This window comes from Methanothrix soehngenii GP6 (assembly GCF_000204415.1).
GTDB classification, from domain to species: domain Archaea; phylum Halobacteriota; class Methanosarcinia; order Methanotrichales; family Methanotrichaceae; genus Methanothrix; species Methanothrix soehngenii.
The window spans coordinates 1,626,669-1,646,877 of record NC_015416.1 but is presented as its reverse complement, the minus strand read 5'-3'; the positions used below and the strand labels follow the sequence as shown (position 1 = coordinate 1,646,877).

The 20,209-nt window shown below is 54.7% G+C and carries 24 protein-coding genes, 1 tRNA gene and 1 other RNA gene; 16 read left to right on the top strand and 10 right to left on the bottom strand.

Translation table 11 applies throughout. From position 1 onward, the window contains the following. Positions 1-230 precede the first annotated feature (230 nt). The 3 genes from afpA to MCON_RS16175 form a co-directional block, all read right to left on the bottom strand. Positions 231-812 (bottom strand): archaeoflavoprotein AfpA, encoded by a 582-nt coding sequence (gene afpA / locus MCON_RS08270; RefSeq protein WP_013719544.1) that lies wholly within the window; start codon positions 810-812, stop codon positions 231-233. Between the two features lie 53 nt (positions 813-865). After that, positions 866-1,459, bottom strand: a complete 594-nt coding sequence (locus MCON_RS08265) for a flavodoxin family protein (RefSeq protein WP_013719543.1) — start codon at positions 1,457-1,459, stop codon at positions 866-868. A 75-nt stretch (positions 1,460-1,534) separates the two neighbouring features. After that, the gene (locus MCON_RS16175; RefSeq protein ID WP_157863740.1) at positions 1,535-1,738 is read right to left on the bottom strand and encodes a hypothetical protein; all 204 of its coding nucleotides are present in this window, start codon (positions 1,736-1,738) and stop codon (positions 1,535-1,537) included. A gap of 125 nt (positions 1,739-1,863) precedes the next feature. On the opposite strand from MCON_RS16175, the gene MCON_RS16905 reads away from it, so the two are divergent. The 4 genes from MCON_RS16905 to MCON_RS08250 all read left to right on the top strand — a co-directional run bounded on the left by MCON_RS16905 (position 1,864) and on the right by MCON_RS08250 (position 4,374). After that, a complete protein-coding gene (locus MCON_RS16905) occupies positions 1,864-1,986 on the top strand; it encodes a hypothetical protein (RefSeq protein WP_269798788.1) in 123 nt (40 codons plus the stop codon). A 119-nt stretch (positions 1,987-2,105) separates the two neighbouring features. Further along, positions 2,106-2,585 (top strand): 3-isopropylmalate dehydratase small subunit, encoded by a 480-nt coding sequence (locus MCON_RS08260; RefSeq protein ID WP_013719542.1) that lies wholly within the window; start codon positions 2,106-2,108, stop codon positions 2,583-2,585. Positions 2,586-2,590: 5 nt separating this feature from the next. Continuing rightward, positions 2,591-3,418, top strand: coding sequence for a DUF7714 family protein (locus MCON_RS08255; RefSeq protein WP_013719541.1), 828 nt, complete (start codon positions 2,591-2,593; stop codon positions 3,416-3,418). Continuing rightward, entirely contained in the window at positions 3,391-4,374 is a 984-nt protein-coding gene (locus MCON_RS08250) for an isocitrate/isopropylmalate dehydrogenase family protein (RefSeq protein ID WP_048132180.1), read from the top strand. Before MCON_RS08255 ends, MCON_RS08250 begins: the two co-directional genes overlap by 28 nt. A gap of 296 nt (positions 4,375-4,670) precedes the next feature. On the opposite strand, the gene MCON_RS08245 is transcribed toward MCON_RS08250, so the two are convergent. After that, positions 4,671-5,906 (bottom strand): NAD(P)-dependent malic enzyme, encoded by a 1,236-nt coding sequence (locus MCON_RS08245; RefSeq protein ID WP_013719539.1) that lies wholly within the window; start codon positions 5,904-5,906, stop codon positions 4,671-4,673. Between the two features lie 71 nt (positions 5,907-5,977). On the opposite strand from MCON_RS08245, the gene MCON_RS16170 reads away from it, so the two are divergent. From MCON_RS16170 to map, 5 genes are all read left to right on the top strand, one after another. After that, positions 5,978-6,128 (top strand) — tRNA-Ser (locus MCON_RS16170). Between the two features lie 55 nt (positions 6,129-6,183). Then, a complete protein-coding gene (locus MCON_RS08240) occupies positions 6,184-6,333 on the top strand; it encodes a 50S ribosomal protein L40e (protein WP_013719538.1) in 150 nt (49 codons plus the stop codon). Between the two features lie 7 nt (positions 6,334-6,340). Beyond that, a complete protein-coding gene (locus MCON_RS08235) occupies positions 6,341-7,099 on the top strand; it encodes a phosphoglycerol geranylgeranyltransferase (RefSeq protein ID WP_013719537.1) in 759 nt (252 codons plus the stop codon). A gap of 6 nt (positions 7,100-7,105) precedes the next feature. Then, positions 7,106-8,251 carry a M24 family metallopeptidase gene (locus tag MCON_RS08230; RefSeq protein ID WP_013719536.1) on the top strand — a complete coding sequence of 382 codons (1,146 nt, stop codon included), beginning with the start codon at positions 7,106-7,108 and terminating at the stop codon, positions 8,249-8,251. A 50-nt stretch (positions 8,252-8,301) separates the two neighbouring features. Continuing rightward, positions 8,302-9,183, top strand: coding sequence for a type II methionyl aminopeptidase (gene map / locus MCON_RS08225; RefSeq protein WP_013719535.1), 882 nt, complete (start codon positions 8,302-8,304; stop codon positions 9,181-9,183). 60 nt (positions 9,184-9,243) lie between these two features. Here the strand turns inward: map and MCON_RS08220 are convergent, their stop codons facing one another. From MCON_RS08220 to MCON_RS08210, 3 genes are all read right to left on the bottom strand, one after another. Further along, on the bottom strand, positions 9,244-9,843 hold the full coding sequence (locus tag MCON_RS08220; protein WP_013719534.1) for a DUF2150 family protein: 600 nt from the start codon (positions 9,841-9,843) through the stop codon (positions 9,244-9,246). A 28-nt stretch (positions 9,844-9,871) separates the two neighbouring features. Beyond that, on the bottom strand, positions 9,872-10,381 hold the full coding sequence (gene cgi121 / locus MCON_RS08215; RefSeq protein WP_048132176.1) for a KEOPS complex subunit Cgi121: 510 nt from the start codon (positions 10,379-10,381) through the stop codon (positions 9,872-9,874). 187 nt (positions 10,382-10,568) lie between these two features. Then, the gene (locus tag MCON_RS08210; RefSeq protein WP_013719532.1) at positions 10,569-11,429 is read right to left on the bottom strand and encodes a coiled-coil protein; all 861 of its coding nucleotides are present in this window, start codon (positions 11,427-11,429) and stop codon (positions 10,569-10,571) included. Between the two features lie 548 nt (positions 11,430-11,977). Between MCON_RS08210 and MCON_RS08205 the strand changes: the two genes are divergently transcribed. Further along, complete coding sequence (locus tag MCON_RS08205) at positions 11,978-12,901, top strand: hypothetical protein (RefSeq protein ID WP_013719531.1); 924 nt, start codon at positions 11,978-11,980, stop codon at positions 12,899-12,901. 31 nt (positions 12,902-12,932) lie between these two features. Further along, positions 12,933-13,565, top strand: a complete 633-nt coding sequence (locus MCON_RS08200) for a 6-hydroxymethylpterin diphosphokinase MptE-like protein (RefSeq protein ID WP_013719530.1) — start codon at positions 12,933-12,935, stop codon at positions 13,563-13,565. 70 nt (positions 13,566-13,635) lie between these two features. On the opposite strand, the gene tmk is transcribed toward MCON_RS08200, so the two are convergent. After that, entirely contained in the window at positions 13,636-14,271 is a 636-nt protein-coding gene (gene tmk / locus MCON_RS08195; RefSeq protein WP_013719529.1) for a dTMP kinase, read from the bottom strand. A gap of 383 nt (positions 14,272-14,654) precedes the next feature. Here tmk and MCON_RS08190 point away from each other — a divergent pair, with 383 nt between their 5' ends. Next, positions 14,655-15,590, top strand: a complete 936-nt coding sequence (locus tag MCON_RS08190; protein ID WP_013719528.1) for a manganese-dependent inorganic pyrophosphatase — start codon at positions 14,655-14,657, stop codon at positions 15,588-15,590. A gap of 129 nt (positions 15,591-15,719) precedes the next feature. Here the strand turns inward: MCON_RS08190 and MCON_RS08185 are convergent, their stop codons facing one another. Next, entirely contained in the window at positions 15,720-16,991 is a 1,272-nt protein-coding gene (locus MCON_RS08185) for a tRNA(Ile)(2)-agmatinylcytidine synthase (RefSeq protein WP_013719527.1), read from the bottom strand. Between the two features lie 39 nt (positions 16,992-17,030). On the opposite strand from MCON_RS08185, the gene MCON_RS08180 reads away from it, so the two are divergent. Together MCON_RS08180 and MCON_RS08175 are read left to right on the top strand one after the other, a co-directional pair. Further along, positions 17,031-17,957 carry a transcriptional regulator gene (locus MCON_RS08180; RefSeq protein ID WP_048132174.1) on the top strand — a complete coding sequence of 309 codons (927 nt, stop codon included), beginning with the start codon at positions 17,031-17,033 and terminating at the stop codon, positions 17,955-17,957. Between the two features lie 72 nt (positions 17,958-18,029). Then, on the top strand, positions 18,030-19,001 hold the full coding sequence (locus MCON_RS08175; RefSeq protein ID WP_013719525.1) for a phosphoribulokinase: 972 nt from the start codon (positions 18,030-18,032) through the stop codon (positions 18,999-19,001). An 8-nt stretch (positions 19,002-19,009) separates the two neighbouring features. Here the strand turns inward: MCON_RS08175 and MCON_RS08170 are convergent, their stop codons facing one another. Next, positions 19,010-19,264, bottom strand: a complete 255-nt coding sequence (locus MCON_RS08170; RefSeq protein ID WP_013719524.1) for a transcriptional regulator — start codon at positions 19,262-19,264, stop codon at positions 19,010-19,012. 56 nt (positions 19,265-19,320) lie between these two features. Between MCON_RS08170 and ffs the strand changes: the two genes are divergently transcribed. After that, an RNA gene (ffs, locus tag MCON_RS15630) (signal recognition particle sRNA) lies at positions 19,321-19,635 on the top strand. Between the two features lie 78 nt (positions 19,636-19,713). Further along, positions 19,714-20,181 carry an HAD family hydrolase gene (locus MCON_RS08165; protein ID WP_013719523.1) on the top strand — a complete coding sequence of 156 codons (468 nt, stop codon included), beginning with the start codon at positions 19,714-19,716 and terminating at the stop codon, positions 20,179-20,181. The last annotated feature ends 28 nt before the right edge of the window (positions 20,182-20,209 follow it).

Below are 20,209 nucleotides of genomic sequence, written 5' to 3'. Positions count from 1 at the left end.
GAGATCACCAGTATTACTTTTGACTGTTCCCGTGTTAAGATTGGGATTGTAGCCGTGAGTACTAAACCCTTTCGAGACAATCGGCCATTAAGAGATGAAAGAGTGGAACTATTCGCCCAGAGTAGTAGCAAAAAAAAGAGCGGCCGATTTTTAAAAAAGAAGGCCAGAGAGGCCAGGAAATCATATCCCTGGCCAGAATATCATGGCTAGCGCGCGTCGACAAGATCGGATCAATGGCGTGAGAAGTATTGTTCAAAGACCCCGGCGATCTCCTCAGGTGTCTCCAGCACATAGACATCCTCGGTGCGGCGAAGCTTATCCACGTTTTCTGCATCCTCTTTTCTGATGCGCAGCTTCATCTCGCTCCCGTCGGGGAGGATTGTAGTTAAGATCCCAGGGGCATAGTCGCAGGGCATGATATAGGTGGGCACAAATGCCTTCTGGGACATGATGGCGGCATTGGAGAGCAGAGAGTCCGCCAATCCCAGGGCGATCTTGGTTACGGTGTTGGAGGTAGTGGGGGCCAGGAGAAGGAACTCATAGCGCCTCACCTGCAGCTGGCCGGCGAGGAAGGGGGAGTTGGAGTTGATCTCCACCCAGACCTTATCGAAGTGCTTCTCCAGGGTATTGAAGAGCTTGTAGTACTTTATCACCTGCTCTCCTGCTTTGGAGACGAAGACCCTTACATCCACCACATCATCATACTGCTTTTGCAGCTCGATCATCTTCTCGACCGTCTCTGTGATGCGGTCGCCGCTGCCCGTAATTCCCCAGGCGATCTTTCTCTTTGCCCCTTTATTTGCCATAGCCATCACCTAAGACTGCTGAACTCTTACCAGAGAGTACACTATCATTTCTCGATCTTTTATTTCTCGATCTTTTTCAACCACTCCATGGTCTCGGCGAACCGGCGGGTGGTCTTCCGCAGGGACCTGAATCCCTCTTCATCCTTTTCTGCCTCCTCCAGGGTGTCATGAGACCAGAAGGTTGCACCGAGGTTAGCGCCGAAGAAGCCCCCGCTCACCGGGATCATGCCATTGAGAATGTAGAAGGTATGGATCTGCTGCACCGCCAGCTCCTGGCCGCCCATGCGGTCGCCCCCTATGGCTATCGCCATGCCCGGCTTGCGCCTCAATGATCGGGGCTCTGCGGCCAGAGTGGCTCGGGTCCTGTCTATCGCGATCTTCATCTGGGCGCTCATGCTGCCGTTGTAGACCGGGGTGGCCAGCACGAAGCCCTCTGCCTCCCGGATCAAGGGGTAGAGCTGGTACATGTCATCCTTGACAATGCACTCCTTATTCTTCAGGCAGTAGTCGCAGTGCCTGCAGGGGCTGATGTTCTTGCCTCGCATGGCAAAAAGCTCAGTCTCATAGCCCTTCTCCTCCAGCATTTTAAGGGCCATGCCCAGGATATGCTCCGTGGCCATATTGCGGGGGCTGCCTGATATGCCGAGAATCATGATATTCTATAAGGAGCTGATGATATTTCAGATTTGCCAGCAGGACTGCACTGGCAGAAGGGACGAGGCAGAAGATCACAGCAGGCCGCGATCCTCCAGGCGCAGCCTGATCATCTCATCCACCTCAGCCAGGCTGGTGGCGAAGACCTCCTGCAGGATCTCCTTTGCCGTCTCTAGCTCCCGTGCTTTCCTATCTAAATCGATTTCAAAGAGGGCCTTGGGCTCCATTCTCGGCCTCCTGTGTCGGGGCCAGATCAATTGTTCGAGAATGCTTGCCATTATCCTCAACCTAGTACGTGTAAGAATAAATATGTTACCGTTGAAAATGATATCTATAAATCTTTTCATTGATTTCTGAAAGTGTGTATAAGATACAAAAGACATCCAATATAATCCCCCCATAAATGGCCTTCGATAATTGCCGGCGATATCCTAAGAGAGACATGCGATACTGGGGAGGGCATGAGGATGAGATGCATGAGACTATGACCAGGGCAGGGGTGAAAAAGGATGGGCGTGCAGGGTGAAAGTGAATGCGACCGCTGCCGTCGGCTGCCGGATGGGGAAAGAGTATTATCAAGGCATGAGGTCAATGTATGATGTCATCTTCGAACAGGGAGATACTCTACAGGATGTGGGCAGCATTATGATCAAGGGCAAGGCATGGATCTTTGGCGACGACGTGGACACGGATGTGATCATCCCGGGAAAGTACCTGCGGACGCGAGACCGCCATCTCTGGGCGGAGCATGTCATGGAGGGCATAGACCCTCAATTTGCATCGCGCGTCGGGAAGGGAGACATAATCGTGGCCGGGGAGAACTTCGGCAGCGGATCGTCCCGCGAGCAGGCGCCCCTGGCACTCAAAGAGGCGGGCGTGGCCGCGGTGGTAGCTCGGTCCTTCGCCCGCATATTCTACCGGAACGCAATCAACGTCGGCCTTCCTCTCATCGAGGCCCAGCCCGTCTGCCAGGAGGGGGACCTGGTGGAGGTGGACCTTCAGGCAGGTACGGTGCGGGTGGAGGACAGAGTCTATCAGGGAACCCGCCTGCCCGACTTTCTGATGGCCATACTGAAGGACGGTGGGCTGGTGGCCCACCGGCGACGAGAGAGAGGCCTGGACTGACTGGCATGATCTTTCCGGACAACTACAAATTCGTGGGCATAAAGGACAGGGAGGAGCGGGGCGGACCCATCTACTTTTCCACCCGGTATCTGATCAGCCGGGACGGCCCCAGCCTCTATGCAGTGAAGAGCATTGGGGAGGGCTTCATGAGAGAGGTCCAGGATCTGGAGCTGATCGCTTCTGGCCAGGAGATCGCCTTCTATCCGGAGAGGGTGGATACCAGGAATAGAACCCTCCTGATCGATCTGGCATATGAGATCTGTCGAGAAGGCAGGGCGAACACAGTGGTCTTCCAGGGCCCGGACGAGCACATCACCTTCGTCAAAGATCCCGACCCCGGCCAGGTCCTGAAGATCGAGGTCATGGACGTCTCCCCACCAGATCCGCCCTGGCTGATCTGCACCCTGCAGGGGCTGGAGGATTGCGGAGTGCTGGGGGACCTGATGGTGAGGTTCGTGCCCAGGATCCTGAACCTGGAGAGGTTCTACTGCCCGTCCGTCTATTATCCCTGCCGGGCAGGAGGGCTGGGAAGGTCTCTGGATTGCGACCCCGTGGTCCACGAGCGGCCGAGGATAGTGGGCTGCGAGGTATCGCGAGAGATCTTTCTGGCCAACAATCCAGGAAAGGAGCACGAATTCATCAACGTCTGTCCCATCCATTGCCGGGAAAGAGAATTTCAGCCCCAGGGGCCATTCATCACTCGCTGCTGCCGGTCGGAGCGAAGGGGGAGGACGGAGAAGTGCGGCCAGCCGGGAATTGTTGTCCACTGGGGTGATGGTGCCTGGGAGATAGCGGAGGCGGTAAGGTGTCTGGTCAAGGATCTAAGAGGGTAGCAGTGATTGCCGGGGACGGCATAGGCCCGGAAGTGGTTGAAAGCGCCCTGGAGGTGCTGCGGGCAGCGGGAGCGTCACTCGATCTAGTCCATTTTGAGATCGGCCTGGGCCGCTGGAAGAGGACGGGGGAAGCGATGGACGAAGATGATCTGGAAGAGATTTCTGGCTGCGACTGCATTCTTTTGGGTGCAATCACCACCCCACCCGATCCCAATTACAGAAGCGTTCTCTTAAGGCTGCGCCGGGCCCTGGACCTTTATGCCAACATCCGGCCCTTCCAGTCCCATGACCTTGATTTCATCATTGTGCGGGAGAATACTGAGGGGCTCTACTCCGGAGTGGAGGAGGTGGGGGTGGAGGAATCGCGTACCCTGAGGGTGATAACCCGTCGCGGTTCGGAGAGGATCGCAGAGGCTGCATGCGACCTGGCGGCGAGACGCCGCCGTCTTACTATCATCCATAAGTCCAATGTGCTGCGAAGCGACCGGCTCTTTTTGCAGACCTGCCGGGAGGTGGCGGAGCGGCGGGGCATTCTTTATGAGGATATGCTGGTGGACGCGGCCGCCTACAACCTGGTGACTAACCCTCAGAGGTTCGATGTCCTGGTCACCACCAACCTCTTCGGAGACATCCTGAGCGACGAGGCGGCAGGGGTGATAGGAAGCCTGGGGCTGTGCGCCAGCGCCAATCTTGGGAAGTCTCGCGCTCTGTTCGAGCCCATTCACGGCAGCGCTCCTGATATCGCCGGAAAGGGGATTGCCAATCCGGTGGGAGCCATTCGCAGCGCTGCCATGATGATGAGGTGGCTGGGCGAGCTGGAGGCGGCAGGCAGGATGGAGGAGGCGGTGAAAAAGGCGCTGTCGGCGGGGGTGAGGACGCCGGATCTGGGCGGCAGATGTTCTACCTCAGAGGTAACTGGAGCAGTGACAGGATATCTGATGGCAGAAGAGAGCTGAAAAGGCGGCCGGCGCAAAATTCAATCTAATCAAAAAAAAGTTCATTCGATCTACTTTCTGCGCCCCGTGCGGCGGGCAAACCAGCGGGACAAGCACCAGGGGAGGCTGTTTTCCAGCCTTTTCCTGATCACTTCCGGGCTGTCTCTTCTCTTCTTTGACTGCCTGCTCATGAAATTCACTCTATGCAATTAGCGATGCCCGATGGTTAATACCTGGTGGTTCAGGGACGAGGCTGAAAAGGAAAGAAGCCCTTGCGCTCCTTTACCGCCATCAGAAGGCAATCCGATCGGAGGCATTCAACAGACATCCTTCTCCAGCGTCCTCACCATCTCCTCCGCCCTCCGTCCCACCTGGACTGGATCGACGGGCACCCGGGCAACGCCGCTCTCTATGGCCGCCCGGGCCACTGCCTCCGCCACCGCGGGAACCACCCTTCTGTCCAGGGGAGAGGGGATGATGCACTCCCGGGTAACGTTCTCCACCAGACTGGCTATAGCCCGAGAGGCAGCCATCTTCATATGTTCGTTGATATCGCTGGCCCGCACATCCAGAGCACCCCGGAATATGCCAGGAAAGCCGAGGACATTGTTCACCTGATTGGGATAGTCGGAGCGGCCGGTGGCCACCACAACCGCTCCCGCCTCCAGTGCCAGCTCGGGCATGATCTCCGGCTCGGGATTGGCCATGGCAAATACCACGGCATCCCCGGCCATGCTGCTCACCATGTCTGGGGTCACTATTCCTGCCACAGAGAGGCCCAAAAAGACGTCCGCCCCACGAATGGCATCGGCCAGAGTGCCGGTGACATTGCGTGGATTGGTGAGAGCTGCGATCTTTTGCTTGGAGGGGTTCAGGTCCGGCCGAGACTTATGAATCACCCCTCTGCTATCGCAGAGTATGACGTCCTTTGCTCCGAAGCTTAAAAGGAACTTGGTGACGGCAACCCCTGCAGCCCCTGCCCCGCTCACTGCCACCTTTAGATCCCGAAAGTCCTTTCCTACCAGGCGGAGGGCGTTGATCAGAGCGGCCAGGGCGACTACTGCCGTTCCATGCTGATCATCATGAAATACCGGGATCTTCAGGGCCTTCTTCAGCCTCTCCTCCACCTCAAAGCAGCGGGGAGCACTGATATCCTCCAGGTTTATCCCTCCGAAGACCGGCTCGATCATGGCCACTGTCCTCACTATATCCTCAGGATCCTTGGAGGCGACAGCTATTGGAAAGGCATCTATCCCGGCGAAGTTCTTGAACAGTATCGCTTTGCCCTCCATCACCGGAATGGAGGCCAGAGCTCCTATATCGCCCAATCCCAGCACGGCAGTCCCGTCCGTTACCACTGCCACCAGATTTCCCTTGGCAGTGTAGCGATAGACGTCATCCGGATTCCTCTCGATCTCGCGACAGGGTGCGGCCACCCCCGGGGTATAAGCCAGGCTCAAATCCCGGCTGGTGGCGCAGGGCACCTTGCTGTGCACGGCAATCTTTCCCCTGACGGCTTCATGAAAGGCTAGAGCTTCTTCTCGAAGGGACATAACATACTCCTGTGGGAGGCATTCAGGGGAGCAACAGATATAAAGCATGGGCCAGAGGGTGTCTAACCTGTGCCGGGGTGGCAGAGCGGACAAATTCCGGGCGGCCGAAGGCCGGCGGAAGTTCAAACGCGGCAGGCTCGAGACCTGTTGTCCCTTCCAGGGACACTTGGGTTCAAAATGACGGGGCGCAAGAGACCCGCCAGGAAAATCCCAACCCCGGCGCTAAAAATATGCAAAGTTTCATATCAGAGTAAGTTGCGACGAAGAGCTGATTATTATGGCTAGATTTCCAGAAGCAGAAAACAGAATCTTGAACCTCAAGATATGCATGCGCTGCAATGCGCGAAACCCAGTAAAAGCTACACGCTGCCGCAAATGCGGCTATGAAGGCCTGCGGATGAAGTCCAAGGAGAACAAGACCGCTTAGATTGAAAATGACTTTTGAGATGGGCAGGGTCGAGCTGCACCTGAGGGATGCTGTAAAAAAGCACGGAGCGGGCCACTTAACCCTTATTGATCCTGATTCCCAAACCCCCCAGGAAGCGGGGAGGATGGCCCAGGCAGCGAGCCAGGGGGGGACGGACGCCATCATGGTAGGTGGCTCGGTGGGGGCCACGGGTGCCCTCCTGCACAATACCGTGGCCGAGATCAAGAAGGTGACCGATCTTCCGGTCATCCTCTTTCCGGCAAGCGTAGCTGGGCTGTGCGAGAACGCCGATGCCGTCTTCTTCATGAGCCTGCTAAACAGCCGCTCTCCCAACTACCTCATTGAGAACCAGGCCATGGGAGCGCCTCTGGTGCTGCGCTACCGCCTGGAGGCCTTGCCGATGGCCTATATCATCATCGAGCCTGGTGGGACGGTGGGCTATGTGGGCGATGCCCGCCTGATACCCAGAAAGAAGCCGGAGCTGGCTTGTGCATACGCTTTGGCGGGAAAATACCTGGGAATGAGGCTGGTCTATCTGGAGGCCGGTTCAGGGGCGGACTCGCCGGTGCCCGCGGGCATGGTGGCACTGACGAAGAAGCTGCTGGGCGATGTGCTGATCATTGTGGGCGGTGGCATAAGAAGCGGCAGAGCAGCCGCAGAGCTGGTGGCCGCCGGAGCCGATCTGATAGTCACGGGCACCGCTGTTGAGAAGAGCCAGGATGTGGCCTCTTTTATCTCTGAGCTGACCTCATCCATTCGCAGGTAGCACTTCGTGTCATCGGATATTCTGAGATTTCTCGATTCATCAAACATCGATGGCTTTCTCTTTGTGGGAGATAGCATAAGCAACTCGGATATGTATTACCTCTCCCATTTTCTTGCTGGGGACAGGTTCGCCATCCTCTTCCAGGAAAAGACTTCGATCCTCGTCTCCTCCATGGAAAAGAGCAGAGCGAAGAAGGAATCCTGTGCAGATGAGGTTCTAAGCACCCGGGACTACCATATCATGGAGAAGCTGAAGAGCTGCGGAAAGCCGGAGCTGGCCTACATAGAGGCCTTGAAGGATTTTTTGAGGGATCACGACGTATTGCGCTTAGGAGTTGCATACAGCTTCCCGATAGGTATATTCCAGCCATTATCCAGGCATTTCGACATCCAGATCCTGGAGAGCCCGGCCAGGCGGGCAAGGTCGAAGAAGAGCCCCCAGGAGATCGATTGCATAACCACTGCCCAGAGGGCCTGCGAGAGGGCGATGCAACGAGCTGTGGAGCTTATCGCCTGCTCTGAGCCTCGAGGAGATACCCTATACCTTCAGGGCCAGCCCCTTACCGCTGAGCAGATTCGATCGGCCATCGATATCTCCCTCCTTCAGGATGGTTGCGAAGCCGCAGACACCATCGTTGCCGGCGGCACCCAGGCAGCCGAACCCCATGCGCGAGGGACGGGTCCCCTGCCCGCCAATTCCCCCATTGTAATCGACATCTATCCCCGGTCCAAGACGCACCGCTACTACGCAGATATGACTCGCACCGTCCTTCGAGGAGAGGCCCCTGGGGAGGTAAAAGAGCTCTACCATGCCGTTCTTGCCGCCCAGGAGGCAGGGATCGGTGCCATTCGAAGCGGCATATCAGGAGAGGAGGTCCATGCCGCTGTCTCCGCTGTCTTCCAGGAGATGGGCTATTCCGAGAGGGATGGCTGTGGCTTCACCCATTCCACCGGGCACGGCGTGGGGCTGGATGTGCATGAGCTGCCCTCCCTGAGCGAAGGAGGGGAGATATTGAAAAGCTCGCAGGTAGTGACCGTAGAGCCGGGCCTATACTATCCGGATATCGGTGGAGTGAGACTGGAGGATCTTCTGGTAGTGAGAGATAAAGGATGCGAGAACCTCACCCGCTGCAGAAAGGATCTCGTCCTCTGAAAAAGAGCTCGACAGAGCATTTATAGCTAGCTTGCCATTTGGTGATAATGATGGACGCAGAAATTCTAGATAATTACCGGAAGGCCGGACGAATTCTGGCCGAAGTGCTGCAGGAGGCAAGGCCGAAGGTGGATGTAGGCGTGCCCCTGCTGGAGGTGGCCGAGTTCGTGGAGGAAGCCATAAGGTCAAAAGGCGGCCTGCCTGCATTTCCCTGCAACATATCTTTGGACCGGAGCGCGGCTCATTATACACCCTCGCCAAAGGACGAGAGCGTATTTGCCGAGAATATGGTGAAGCTGGATGTGGGAGTGCATGTGGACGGCTACATCGCCGATGCTGCCATCACCATAGACCTTGGCGGCCACGAGGATCTGGTCCTCGCCTCCCGGGCAGGTCTGGATGCCGCCCTGGAGCTGGTCGGGCCGGGGGTGAGCACTGCTGATATTGGAGGGGCGATAGAGGAAGCCATTACCGGCTACGGCTACAAACCGGTCTACAACCTGACCGGGCACGGACTCTCTCGCTATATCGCTCATGACCAGCCAGCGGTGCCGAACAAGAGAATGGATAAGGGAGTGATCCTAAAAGAGGGGGATGTCATCGCCATTGAGCCCTTCGCCACCAATGGCTCGGGGAGGATCAGCGAGGCGCCCATCACTGAGATCTATGGATTCGGCGGGTCCCGGCCCCAGAGGCTTCCCGCGGCCAGAGCCCTGATGAAGGAGATCGTGGAGAGCTATAAGACACTACCTTTCGCCAGACGGTGGTTGAAGGCCGAGAGGGCGGAATATGCATTGATGCATCTCGTGCGGAGCGGCGCTGTGCACGGATACCCGGTACTATGGGAGGTTGAGGGGGCGCTGGTCTCCCAGGCAGAGCATACGGTCCTGATTCTGGAAAATGGATGTGAAGTGACAACCAGGATAGGCTAGAGGCTTCTTTTTATCATTTATTCTCCTGTCGAAGGAAAAACAGGGCAGAATTAAGCGAGACTAATCACCCTCACCTGTATCCTCCGATCCGTCCTCATCCTTATAGCTGTCATCGCCTATCATGGCCGCGGAGATGGCATCAATGCCGTCCATCAGCTCAGCAGTCATACAATAAGGCAGCTCGCCGATCTCGGGAAGATTCTCCCCACCGATCACCCTGGCCCCCACCTGGCTGAGCAGATCGAAGGCCTCATCCAGATTCTCCTTCTCCTCTGCCGCTACTGCCCTTGCCACCAGCTCATCGAGGGGGCTCTCCCGATCGAAGCTTCCGGTGATATAGCGCTGGCTGGAGACGAATACAGCAGCAAGCGAGGTCTTGAGTGATTCTATCATCAGATCGGCATCCTCTCCAAGGGATTCGTGCTCCTGGAAGACAATTGAACGGATGGCCTCGATATCGTCCAAAGCCTCTTCAGCGCTTATGATCTCTCTTTCAAAGCGGGCAATGACCTTGAGACAGGCCAAAACCACATCGTCCATGATATAGATGAAGACCGCTCCCGAGTTCTTATCATCGGATTCTGTGAGCTTGAAGTTGCTGTCCTTCACCTTGTTCATCCAGTTAAGCCAACGCTTCTGGGTATAGAATTCTTCCTTCATTGTAGAACTCATCCTTTCTCTATACAATTCAGCGGTATGTATCCGCCAGGGCAACTCTCTCGATAACCAGATCCTCTATCCTGTCCTCTCCCACCGAATCAAGCTCTGCAGAAGAGATATTAAAAACCTCTTTTACCGCATTGTATCGGCAGGAGCAGCCCAGTCCATCCGGCTTTAGAAGTCTAGACAGCTCTATTTCATCTGGCCAGTTGCATTGGCCCTCCAGGCTGGCGAGGACGAGGGCTATGCGCTCGGTCTTATCTGATACACCCATATTTAGGGCCCTCTCAATCTGCCTCTCTCCGGAAGCATATCTCATTATCTCCATGCCAACATCCTTGGCGATGTTTCTTCTCTGAGAGAAGGCGGATAAGGCCTTTTCCGTGGCGAAGAGGATATGCCTATTGCTTACCACTTTATCTGCATCCAAAGCCTGCACAATACAACCGTATCGATGTTGCAGATCCTTTATTGCCGATATGAGATCCTTTCTATCAGGGATGGCCGGCCTTCCGAAGAGGAGGCGGATTTCGTTCATCACTCCGAGATCGGATCTGCTGCTCTAAAAGCTTGCGGTCCTGTAAATCGATTCCCAGCAGAATGGGCTAAACGCTGCCACTTGACTGGATCGAAAACATCAGGCAAGCCCAAGAATAAATCAAGAAATGCTAAAATCTGAGAAAGGGCAGTTTATCTGCCCAATTAGGTGGAAATTTTCGAGCCTTTCAGACCAGGCCGGCACGCTGCAACCTTAGCAAATCTGCCGTATTCAGCTTTTCGCCCTGTCGGAAGTGGGTAAGGATCTCTTCTGCCTCGCGCTTGGCAACCTCTTTGGCGCGATCCTCTTTGATATCCTTATTCTTCTTCTTCAAGCCCATGATCACTTTTTCGAAGTCGCGAACCTCTCGCTGGGTGCGGATGAACTCCTTATGCTGCTCATCTGCAGCCTCCTGGGCCTTTACAAACTCCTTGTGAGCGGCATCTGCTTCCGCACGGGTCTGATCGGCTTCCTTGAAGGTCGCAATCATCTGATCATGGTATTCCTGGGCCAGCTCTGCGTACTTTGTGACGTCATCGTGGTGCTTTGATGCCTCATCCCTCAATGCTTGAGCCTCATCCAGAAGCTTCCTCAGCTCCTCGTTCTTCTCAAGCTGCTCCTTGCGACTCTTAAACTCCGCATGCAGGGAGGCAATCTTATCCACCAGTTGCTTCTCTTTATCTGGGCTCAAGACCTCAGTCTGCTGCCTAAACTCAAGATGATCAATCTCCCGGCGCAAGTCTCTTATCGAACGATCACCAGTGAGGTTGTACTTCTTGCGGATATCGTCTATCCTGGCATAGAGCTGATTGGTCTTCTCGTTGAACTCGTCCCTGTGCTTTTTGGATTCAGCCACATTCTTGTTATTCTCATCCCGCAGCTTCTTGAGCTCTTGGGCCTTGTCGATCAACTCTTTGGTGGCCTTGTTAAGCTCATTTCTTTTGGCGGCCCACTTGCTCGCCTCTGCGTTCAGTTGGCTGCGTCTGTCCTTAAAGGCAAGGGACTCCTGCCTGAGTTTGCCTCTTTTCTCTTCTAGTTCTGCCAGCATCCCCCGTTTGTCCTCCTGTTCCAGCCCACGGCTGGGGTTTGGTCCCGCTCCGGAACCAAAAAACCCGGGAATCCTTCGCCAGGGTGGCGAAGCGCTTTTCTATGGCGCGATACATATGGGTTTTTTATACGCCCAACTCGTTTTTCAAATGGAATTGCCGGGCTAGTGCACAAAGGTGCACTATTCTCATTCCAGATTATCCACTGCTCAGTTGTTTGATGCAAGCGGTATGATCAAAAATGGCCTTTCCATAAGATCAACAGGAGCGAGCATATTAATACCTATCGAGAAACCCTTTACGTATTAACCTTTTGGTTATCTCCGGACAATGGCCAAAAGGATCAATCCCTCAATTGACCACTCCATAGCAGAGAAGGGGTCTACCATGACGCAGTGAAGGGCAAAATCCCGCCTTTGCATGCAAAAGGCAATCAACAGATTGAAATAGGTGATTTGACCAAAAGAAAAGAAGGAATATTAATGGAAATGGCAATATTCGCTTAGATGGAGGGATTGATCTGAAGGCCAGACTAGCAGCGCTGACAGCAATGATTTTGATTGCTTTCACGGGGAATTCATTAGCAGCAACCGATAATGACATTAATGAAGGGTATAAATACACCAACGCTATCCTGCAAAAGAATACCACATTCGACTTCGAGCAGAGCGTGCAGGGTAACGGCTACTTCATGACTTATATTTATGCCAAAGCGGGCAATACCGCAGTCAAAAACTACGCCCACGGCAGTGGCTCATTGAACAGCGAGTCCCTCTTGACATTACAGGATATGGACCGCCTTACCCACGATGCCAACGCAGACTACAATGATTATTATCAGAACTGCATTGAGTTCAAAGAGGATGTCTCCATGGTCTATGCGCCCATGAGGATTGCAGTTGGAACAGGATATTATGCAGCAAATCCCCTGGACTACAGCTCCCTGCTCAAGGAGAAGACCTGGGTAAAGAACTACCGCGCCGGCACCAGCATGCATCATGAGGTCGAGTATGCCCATGCACTGGATAAGGAGTTGAACATAGTCGTCAAAGAGGTCTTCAATAAGACCTACGATCCTGAGATCTTCGGCATTGGCTATACCCAGATGACCATAAATGAGGATATGACCGACGGAAAGGCTCACATTGGTGTCCTGCAGGCCGCCGACAACTATGCCAGCCTGGATGACGGAGACTTTACCGCCGAGAACCTCGCGATCAGGAAAACTGCCTGGAGAAATCCAGCAATTGAGATAGACGAAGACTACTGGGGAACCTATCATATCGAAAAGAACATGACGCTGGAGACTCCCTACCGTCTGGTTCAGAAGAATGAGGACTGGCTGCCCTGCTGCTTCGGCGGCTTTGACAGCATGACTTCTGCCGAAAAGAAGTACATCAAGTCTGCAACCGGTATCTTCGATTGCACCTGCTTTAAGGCACCAACCCAGGCCCAGTTTCAAAGAACCTACTAAGTGAGGGAGAAACACTCCCGCTTTTTTTAATATGCAGTTCGCTACGTGGGAGCCATTCTACAATCAGATATTGCAGGACTTCGGCTTCTCTTCTGCCAGGGATGAAGAGGGAGCGCATCTACTGGCAGAGCTTTTGCAGTATTCCGGAGATTGTCGCCCATCGGCAGAGGAACGGATTCGCGGGAGAAAGGCAGTGATATTTGGCAATGCTCCATCCCTTGACCGCGAGCTTGATGCGCTGCCCCCTATGGATGCTGCCCGCATCGCTGCGGACGGGGCGGCAGCAGTTCTCTTAAGAAGGGGAATTGTGCCGGATGTTGTGGTTTCCGACCTGGACGGCCCCTTTCCTGCAATTCTGGAGGCCTGCCAGAAGAAAGCGATCATCGTCGTTCATGCTCACGGAGACAATCTGGATGCCTTAGCCAGATATGTGCCCCAGCTGGAGAATGTCATCGGCACCTGCCAGTGCCGGCCATCGGGTGGACTGTACAACTTTGGGGGATTCACAGACGGAGATCGGTCCGTATTCCTGGCGGTCGAGCTCGGGGCGTCCTCAATTGAGCTGGTGGGCTTTGACTTTGAGGACCAGAGCGTGACCCCCCGAAAAAGAAAGAAGCTGGCCTGGGCGAAGAGGCTAATAGAGATCGCCCTATCCGAAAAGTGAGCTTGTGTATCAGGAGCGAGCTGATCTTGCCGCTGCTCGGGTTGCCCTTCCAGTCCCCAACAAGGTCTGGCTAGGTCAGCATTTCAAGTATGGAAGATACAGCGCTCTCTGCCACCGCATCCTCATCGAGGCTCGCATCTATGATCACAAAGCGCTCTGGCTCCAGGGATGCCAGCCTGCGAAAGTTCCCGTCCACCTGGCGCAAAAACTCCTGCCGTTCGAACTTCTCTCTCCCCGAACGAGAGCTGATTCTCTGCACTGATAATTGGGGATCCAAAAGGAAGAGGAGAGTCCTGTCCGGGCGCAGGTTCCATGGTCGATAGATCTCTCTGATCCAGACCAGGGGATCGGGAACAATCCCTTTCAGAGTCACCCCCTGATAGGCAGCGGTGGAGTCGGCATACCGATCGCATAAGACAATTGCCCCCGCCTCCAAAGATGGGATTATGGTATCGGCCAGGTGGCGGGCATGGTCTGCCATGAAGAGGAAGAGCTCTTCCATGTGCTCGGCAAATGATAGCTCGCCGGTCGATTCCCTCAATATCTCTGAACGCAGTATCCTCCCAGCAGCGCTGTTGGAGGGCTCAGCGGTGATGAGCAGCGTTCTTTCCGGAACCAGCTCCTTCAGCTTTGCCGCAATATGGCGGATCGCTGTGCTCTTTCCCGAGCCGTCGATCCCCTCCAGTGTGATAAGCAGGCCTTTCACAACTTCAGAAAGGCCATAATGAAGATTAATTTGTCGCCCGATACTAACTCTGGCACGTCATCCGATGGGTATCCGCAGTCAGGCCAGCAACCCTCGCAACGGGCGTCTGTACCGCATTTGGGTTGTCTCATGGTCATAGGTAGACGATAGTCAGTATCCTACCATAAGGACCTATCAACGCGGCCTGTAGTCCCTATCCTGCACCGGCACTCACGGCAGAACATACTCTAAGCTCGTGTCAGCCCTCGAAAGGGACATTACAAGAATTCATCCATGATTAATAAAGTTATCTACATACGATATAATAATCGACTCATATCGGAGCGCTGCCGCCAGTAAGCTTTAAGTTAGTGTTCTACATTAACAATGCTGAGGTGCTTCGTTTGACCGACAAGATCTATGTAATCGGGCACAAGAGTCCTGATACCGATTCTGTAACATCTGCCATAACCTATGCCAATCTGAAGAACGCCCTGGGAATGAAAGAGGCCGTACCTGCCGCCGCAGGAGACATAAATGCCGAGACCAAGTTCCTGCTGGACCACTTCAAGGTTCCTTACCCGGAGAAGCTCACCGATGCTACAGACAAGAAAGTGATACTGGTAGACCACAATGAGATGGCCCAGGCGGTGGACAATCTCAATATGGAGAACATCGTGGAGATCGTGGACCACCACAAGATAGGGGGCCTGGCTACAGGAAAGCCCATATTCTTCCTCAATGAGCCGGTGGGCGCGACTGGCGGCATCATCGCGAACCTCTATGAGATGAACAATGTGCCGATCAGCAAGGAGATGGCTGGCCTGATGATGTCCGCCATCCTCTCAGATACCGTCCTATTCAAGTCGCCCACCTGCACTCCTCGCGACAAGACCGCAGTGGAGAAGCTGGCCAAAATCGCTGGCGTCGATCCGATGAGTTTCGGTATGGAGCTGCTGAAGGCCAAGAGCGATGTCTCATCCAAGTCGGCCAAGGATATTCTCCTGGGAGACTTCAAGAAGTTCGACTTCTCCGGCACAAAGTCCGGCGTTGGTCAGATCGAGGTCATGGATCTGAAGGACCTGGAGCCCAAGAGAGCGGCAATCCTGGAAGAGATGAACAAGATGAAGGACGCTGAAGGTCTGGATATGATCGTTCTGATGCTCACCGATGTCATGAAAGAGGCAAGCGACATTCTCTTCGTAGGAAATGCCCAGGCAGCGGCAGGATTTGAGAAGGCATTCGGCGGCAAGATCCAGAATAACTCCATCTACAAGGAAAAGGTACTCTCCAGGAAAAAGCAGGTTGTCCCGCCCCTGGAAGGCGCCTTCAAGAAATAAATCATCTGGATTTGTGGCCGATGGGCCACCTTTAGTTTTTCTCTTTTTTGCATTCTTTTCCCTTTGCCAGCACACCATCCCGCCTAAATCGCCACCGTCCTGCAACTGATTGCCCACAGTTGAAGTGGTCTAGCGGCTGGGGTGAATGCATAGATCCTTCTGTTTCAAGCGCACCAAAGGCATTGAGAGATGGCGGCGAGCGCAGGGAGGCACCTCATAAAACCCGGTCTCAAGATCACGGGCCCGATTCTCTATTTCGCGAGAGGATGATCTGGTCTTGCAGCGACGGCAGCGGTAGCCCTGGCCCTTGCCCGCGGACTCCATCCTTCTATGGCATTGAGGGCATAAGGGCGCTGCCTGTACCTTTTCGGGAGCAAGATGGAGGATGTTGATCTTCTCCAGGTTCAGCGTTCCATCCCGCACCGAACCGAAGACCTCCAGCTCATCCCCCGGCCGCAGCTCTTTTATGATATTGCGGAAGTTCTTGGTGGGCTCGAAGGCTGCGCACTCAATCCTGCCCCCCCCATTCAGCCCCACTCCCTCATTATGAAGGGTCAAGAATACGTGTCCACCAGCGATCACCCTGGCCGGCCCGGCGACAAAACCGTGCAGCCGGTAGCTCTGGCTGTCCTTTGCCCGGGCTATCTGGCCTTCGAGGATATGGGCATCTGTGCCCTGGTTGGTCTGATAGAGCACATACCTCTCCACCGGCTCAGATCTTATGGTCTCAAATGCTCTTTTAATGGCCACTGGATCCGAGCCTCTTATGCCGAAGAGGACTGGATCAGCAGAATGGGGCGCGAATACCACTCTATGGTTATGATGGTCCACAGTATCCCAGGTCTGGGGATAAGTGAGCCTGTCCGCTTCCCATACGGTGGCGGGATCTATGAACCTGGGCGTGCCCCACTGGCTGCGCTGCCGATAGGCTATCAGCTCATAGGTCCAGTCCGGCAGGTCTGCCCCCACCGCAGCCAGAGCGCCGATCAGACCCCTTCCCTTCTTGAAGCCCCGATACCATATCCCCTCCTCGTCCAGAAGTCGTCTCGCGGAGTCTATGCTGAGAATCTCCGTGACCGCAGAGCGATAGAAGGCCCTCATCCTCTCCGTCACCTCCTCTGCAATCACCAGTCCGGGATTGGTGTTGGAACCAGAGAAGTCGGAAAGCTCGAGAAGCGTCTGGAGAGCGATTCTCTTCACCATATCCGGGCGGCTGCTCTTAAGGCTGAAGGCGAGGGCAGCATTACCCCGGGTCTTATAGCGGGCGCAGGGATTGAGGCGGATGAGCCTGGGCAGGCCCTCGATCTCCCCCCAAGAAACGAGCCTCTCCATGAGCACCGCGGCCAGATAAGTGGTGCACAGGCCTCGTTCAGAATCGGTATCATCTATTCCAATAAACATGGTCAAGCTTAAATAGCGGTCAAACGGACATATATAATGATGGATAAGGAGCTTCTTGCCGCGCATGTGGAGGAGGTTTTGAGAGAGGCAGGATTCTCTACCTCTGACCGCTGCTATCTCCGTCCCAGGAGCTTCGACCTGGCAGCCAGAAGAGATGATCAGTTCCTTTTTTTGAAGATCCTCTCCAATATCGACGGCCTGAATGAGAGGACTGCCCTGGAGATCAGGCGTCTGGCCAAGCACCTATTAGCCAGCCCCATACTGGTCGGAGAGAAGACCCGCGACCAGTACCTGGAGAGGGGAGCGGTCTACTTCCGCTATGGCATTCCCACCCTCAGCCTGTTCACCCTGGCAGACTGCCTGCTGGAAGGGGCCTTGCCCCTGGTCTATGCGGCGCACGGCGGGCTTTATGTGCGCATCGATGGAGACCGGATGAGACAGATCCGGCTGGCACGAGGCATATCTTTGGGGGCCCTGGCCACAGAGCTAGGCGTCTCCCGCAGGACCATTAGCAAGTACGAGGTCGAGGACATGGACACCTCGGTTGATGTGGCTTTGAAGCTGGAGGAGATCTTCAATGAGGAGCTGATCGAGCCGGTAGATCCCTTCCAGACCGAGGCGGTGGCAGAGGTGAAGGGGCCGGTGACGGACAACATCCTGCGACTGCTGTTGGAGATCGGTTTTGAGGTGGTTCCCACCGCCCAGGCGCCATTTAATGCTATAACCAGGGAAGGAAAACTGGTGGTCCTCACGGGCGTGGGCAAGTTCTCCCAGAGCATAATCAAGAAGGCCCGGCTGATGAGCAGCCTCTCCTCCGTCGCCCGCACCAAGTCGGTGGTGATAGTGGACGGTGAGACGAAGCTGGAGTGCATAGAGGAGACCGCCCTCATTGAGAAAAGGGAGCTGGAGGACATCGACGAAACCCGGGATTTTGAGGATCTGGTGGCGGAAAAAAAGAGCAAATAGGCCTTAAATCATCCAAGGCATACATTCATCTATTTCTTAGCCAGAATTGCATTCTGGAGGCATTGTGCTCTCATGAGATCGCTCAAGGACAGAATCAGGGAATCGGGACGGGTATTCGTATTTGGCATTGCTGGGGATAGTGGATCGGGTAAGACCACCATCTCACGGGGCATTAGAAGGATCCTGGGGGAGGATATGGTGGCCACCTTCTCCATGGACGACTACCACTCTTTGGACAGAAGGCAGAGAAAGGAGAGAAACATCACCCCCTTGCACCCCGATGCCAATCAGTTCGACCTTTTGGCTGAGCATCTGGAAGCCCTGCGGAGAAATGAGAGAATAGACAAACCGGTCTACGACCACCGCACCGGAGAGATCTCAGGGACGGTGCCCTTCGGCCCGGCGCCGGTGATAATCGTAGAGGGCCTTCACCCCCTTTACACCGAGCGGCTGAGAAGCCAGATCGACTTCAAGATATTCGTCGATCCCTCCCGGTCGGTGAAAAGGCTGTGGAAGATCAGGAGAGATGTGGGCGAGCGGGGCTATGAGACAGGACAGGTGATGGCAGAGATTCTGCAGCGCGAGCCGGACTACAAGCTCTATGTGGACATCCAGAAGATCTATGCCCAGATTGTGATCAAGATTCAAGACTCCCGTTTTCATCCCTCTCTACTCGATTCCCAGTCCACCCTGGACTGGTACTCGGTGCGGCTGATCATGGAGATAATGGAGCATCCCGTGTCCGAGGTGAGCATGAACATCGATCTCTCCAAGATTCTGCGCCGATCGGAGCATGAGTTTTCCATTGAGTTTCAGAGGGATGACTACTACGGGAAAAGGGTGGGGATCATGACCATGGACGGGGAGATTCATCAATCCATGATCTCTGACCTGGAGAAGAAGCTGGGAGAATCCCTGGGAACGGACGGCATGATCAGCGATCGAAGGGAAGAATACGTCAATGCCATCGGCCTGGCCCAGCTCATCTTAACCTGGAACTGCGTGGAGAAGCTGGACTATCTCCTCCAGGAAGAGGGCTATTAGAGGCTTACTCAGCCTCTTTTCTTAAGCTCCTTTTCTATCTCTTCTCCAGCCCCGGTAAGTCCCCAGATGCCATTCTCCTCTCGGACCAGATCCCGCTCTGCCATCTCCGCCAGTATCTTCTTGACTGACGGGGCAGGGATATGAGTGACCTTGGCCACTTTATCTGACTCCATCTTCCCCTTGGAGCCCAGGATCTGGACAATCCTTTCCCGCTGCTTGTTTCCCATGATGAAACCCATAATTGCATCCATGTCATCTGCCATATTTTGCACCTCTTTTTTGCGTTAGCTTTATTAGCTGTACACCTCAATGTTAAAAGTGGCGGGCAGTCCGGGTGGTTCGGCGTCACCTATAACCCGAAATCGTCGATACGCGGGGGGCGAAGCTGACGGAAGACCTCGGGCGCTGTGCGTTCAGTCCAGCTGCCGACTATGATTCTCCGTCCTGTAGGGATAGCACCGGTCCATGGGTCCTTCTGAGGAATGACCCGTGTACCATAATTGCAGGAACCGGTTCAGGCCCGGAAGGGAGCAGACCCACTGCGGGTAACTGTCGCTTATAGGTGTAAGGGGAGGAGAAAGCATCGGGAAAAACTGGCGCATAAGCCTGGGGGCGACTGCCGGCGTGCTCGCCATTTAACGCTGCCCTGAAAACATTCATATATAGCTCTGCATAATGATTCTATCCGGTTGATATCATTACTGGCAATTCCATGCGCCCTGCGATCTTCTTCGACCTCACCCATACCCTGCTTGAAAAGGTGAACGGTCAGTACTATCTCTACAGCGATGCATTGGAGACCTTGAAGGCGCTGCGTGAGCGCGGCTACCGGCTGGGAGTGATCTCCAACCTGTCTGAAGAGGTAACAGTCGACGAGGTGCACTCCTTTCTGGAGGAATGCAGAATCGCCTCGTTCATTGACCCCCATCTTATAGTCCTCTCCTCTGAGCACCCTGAAAATATCAAAAAGCCGGATAAGCGAATCTTCGACCGGGCACTGGAAAAGAGCGGACTGGTGAAAGCAGAGAATAAGGCCATATTTGTCACCGAGGAGCACGAGCACATCCTTGCCGCTCGAAGCTATGGCTGGAGGGCGATACTGAAGCGGAACTGGGGCGAATGCCAGCCGGAAGATGGTGAATGCGTCTTAAGCCTGACTGGACTGCTCATCCTGTTATGATAAGATAGATTTGGCTCTCCAAAAGCTC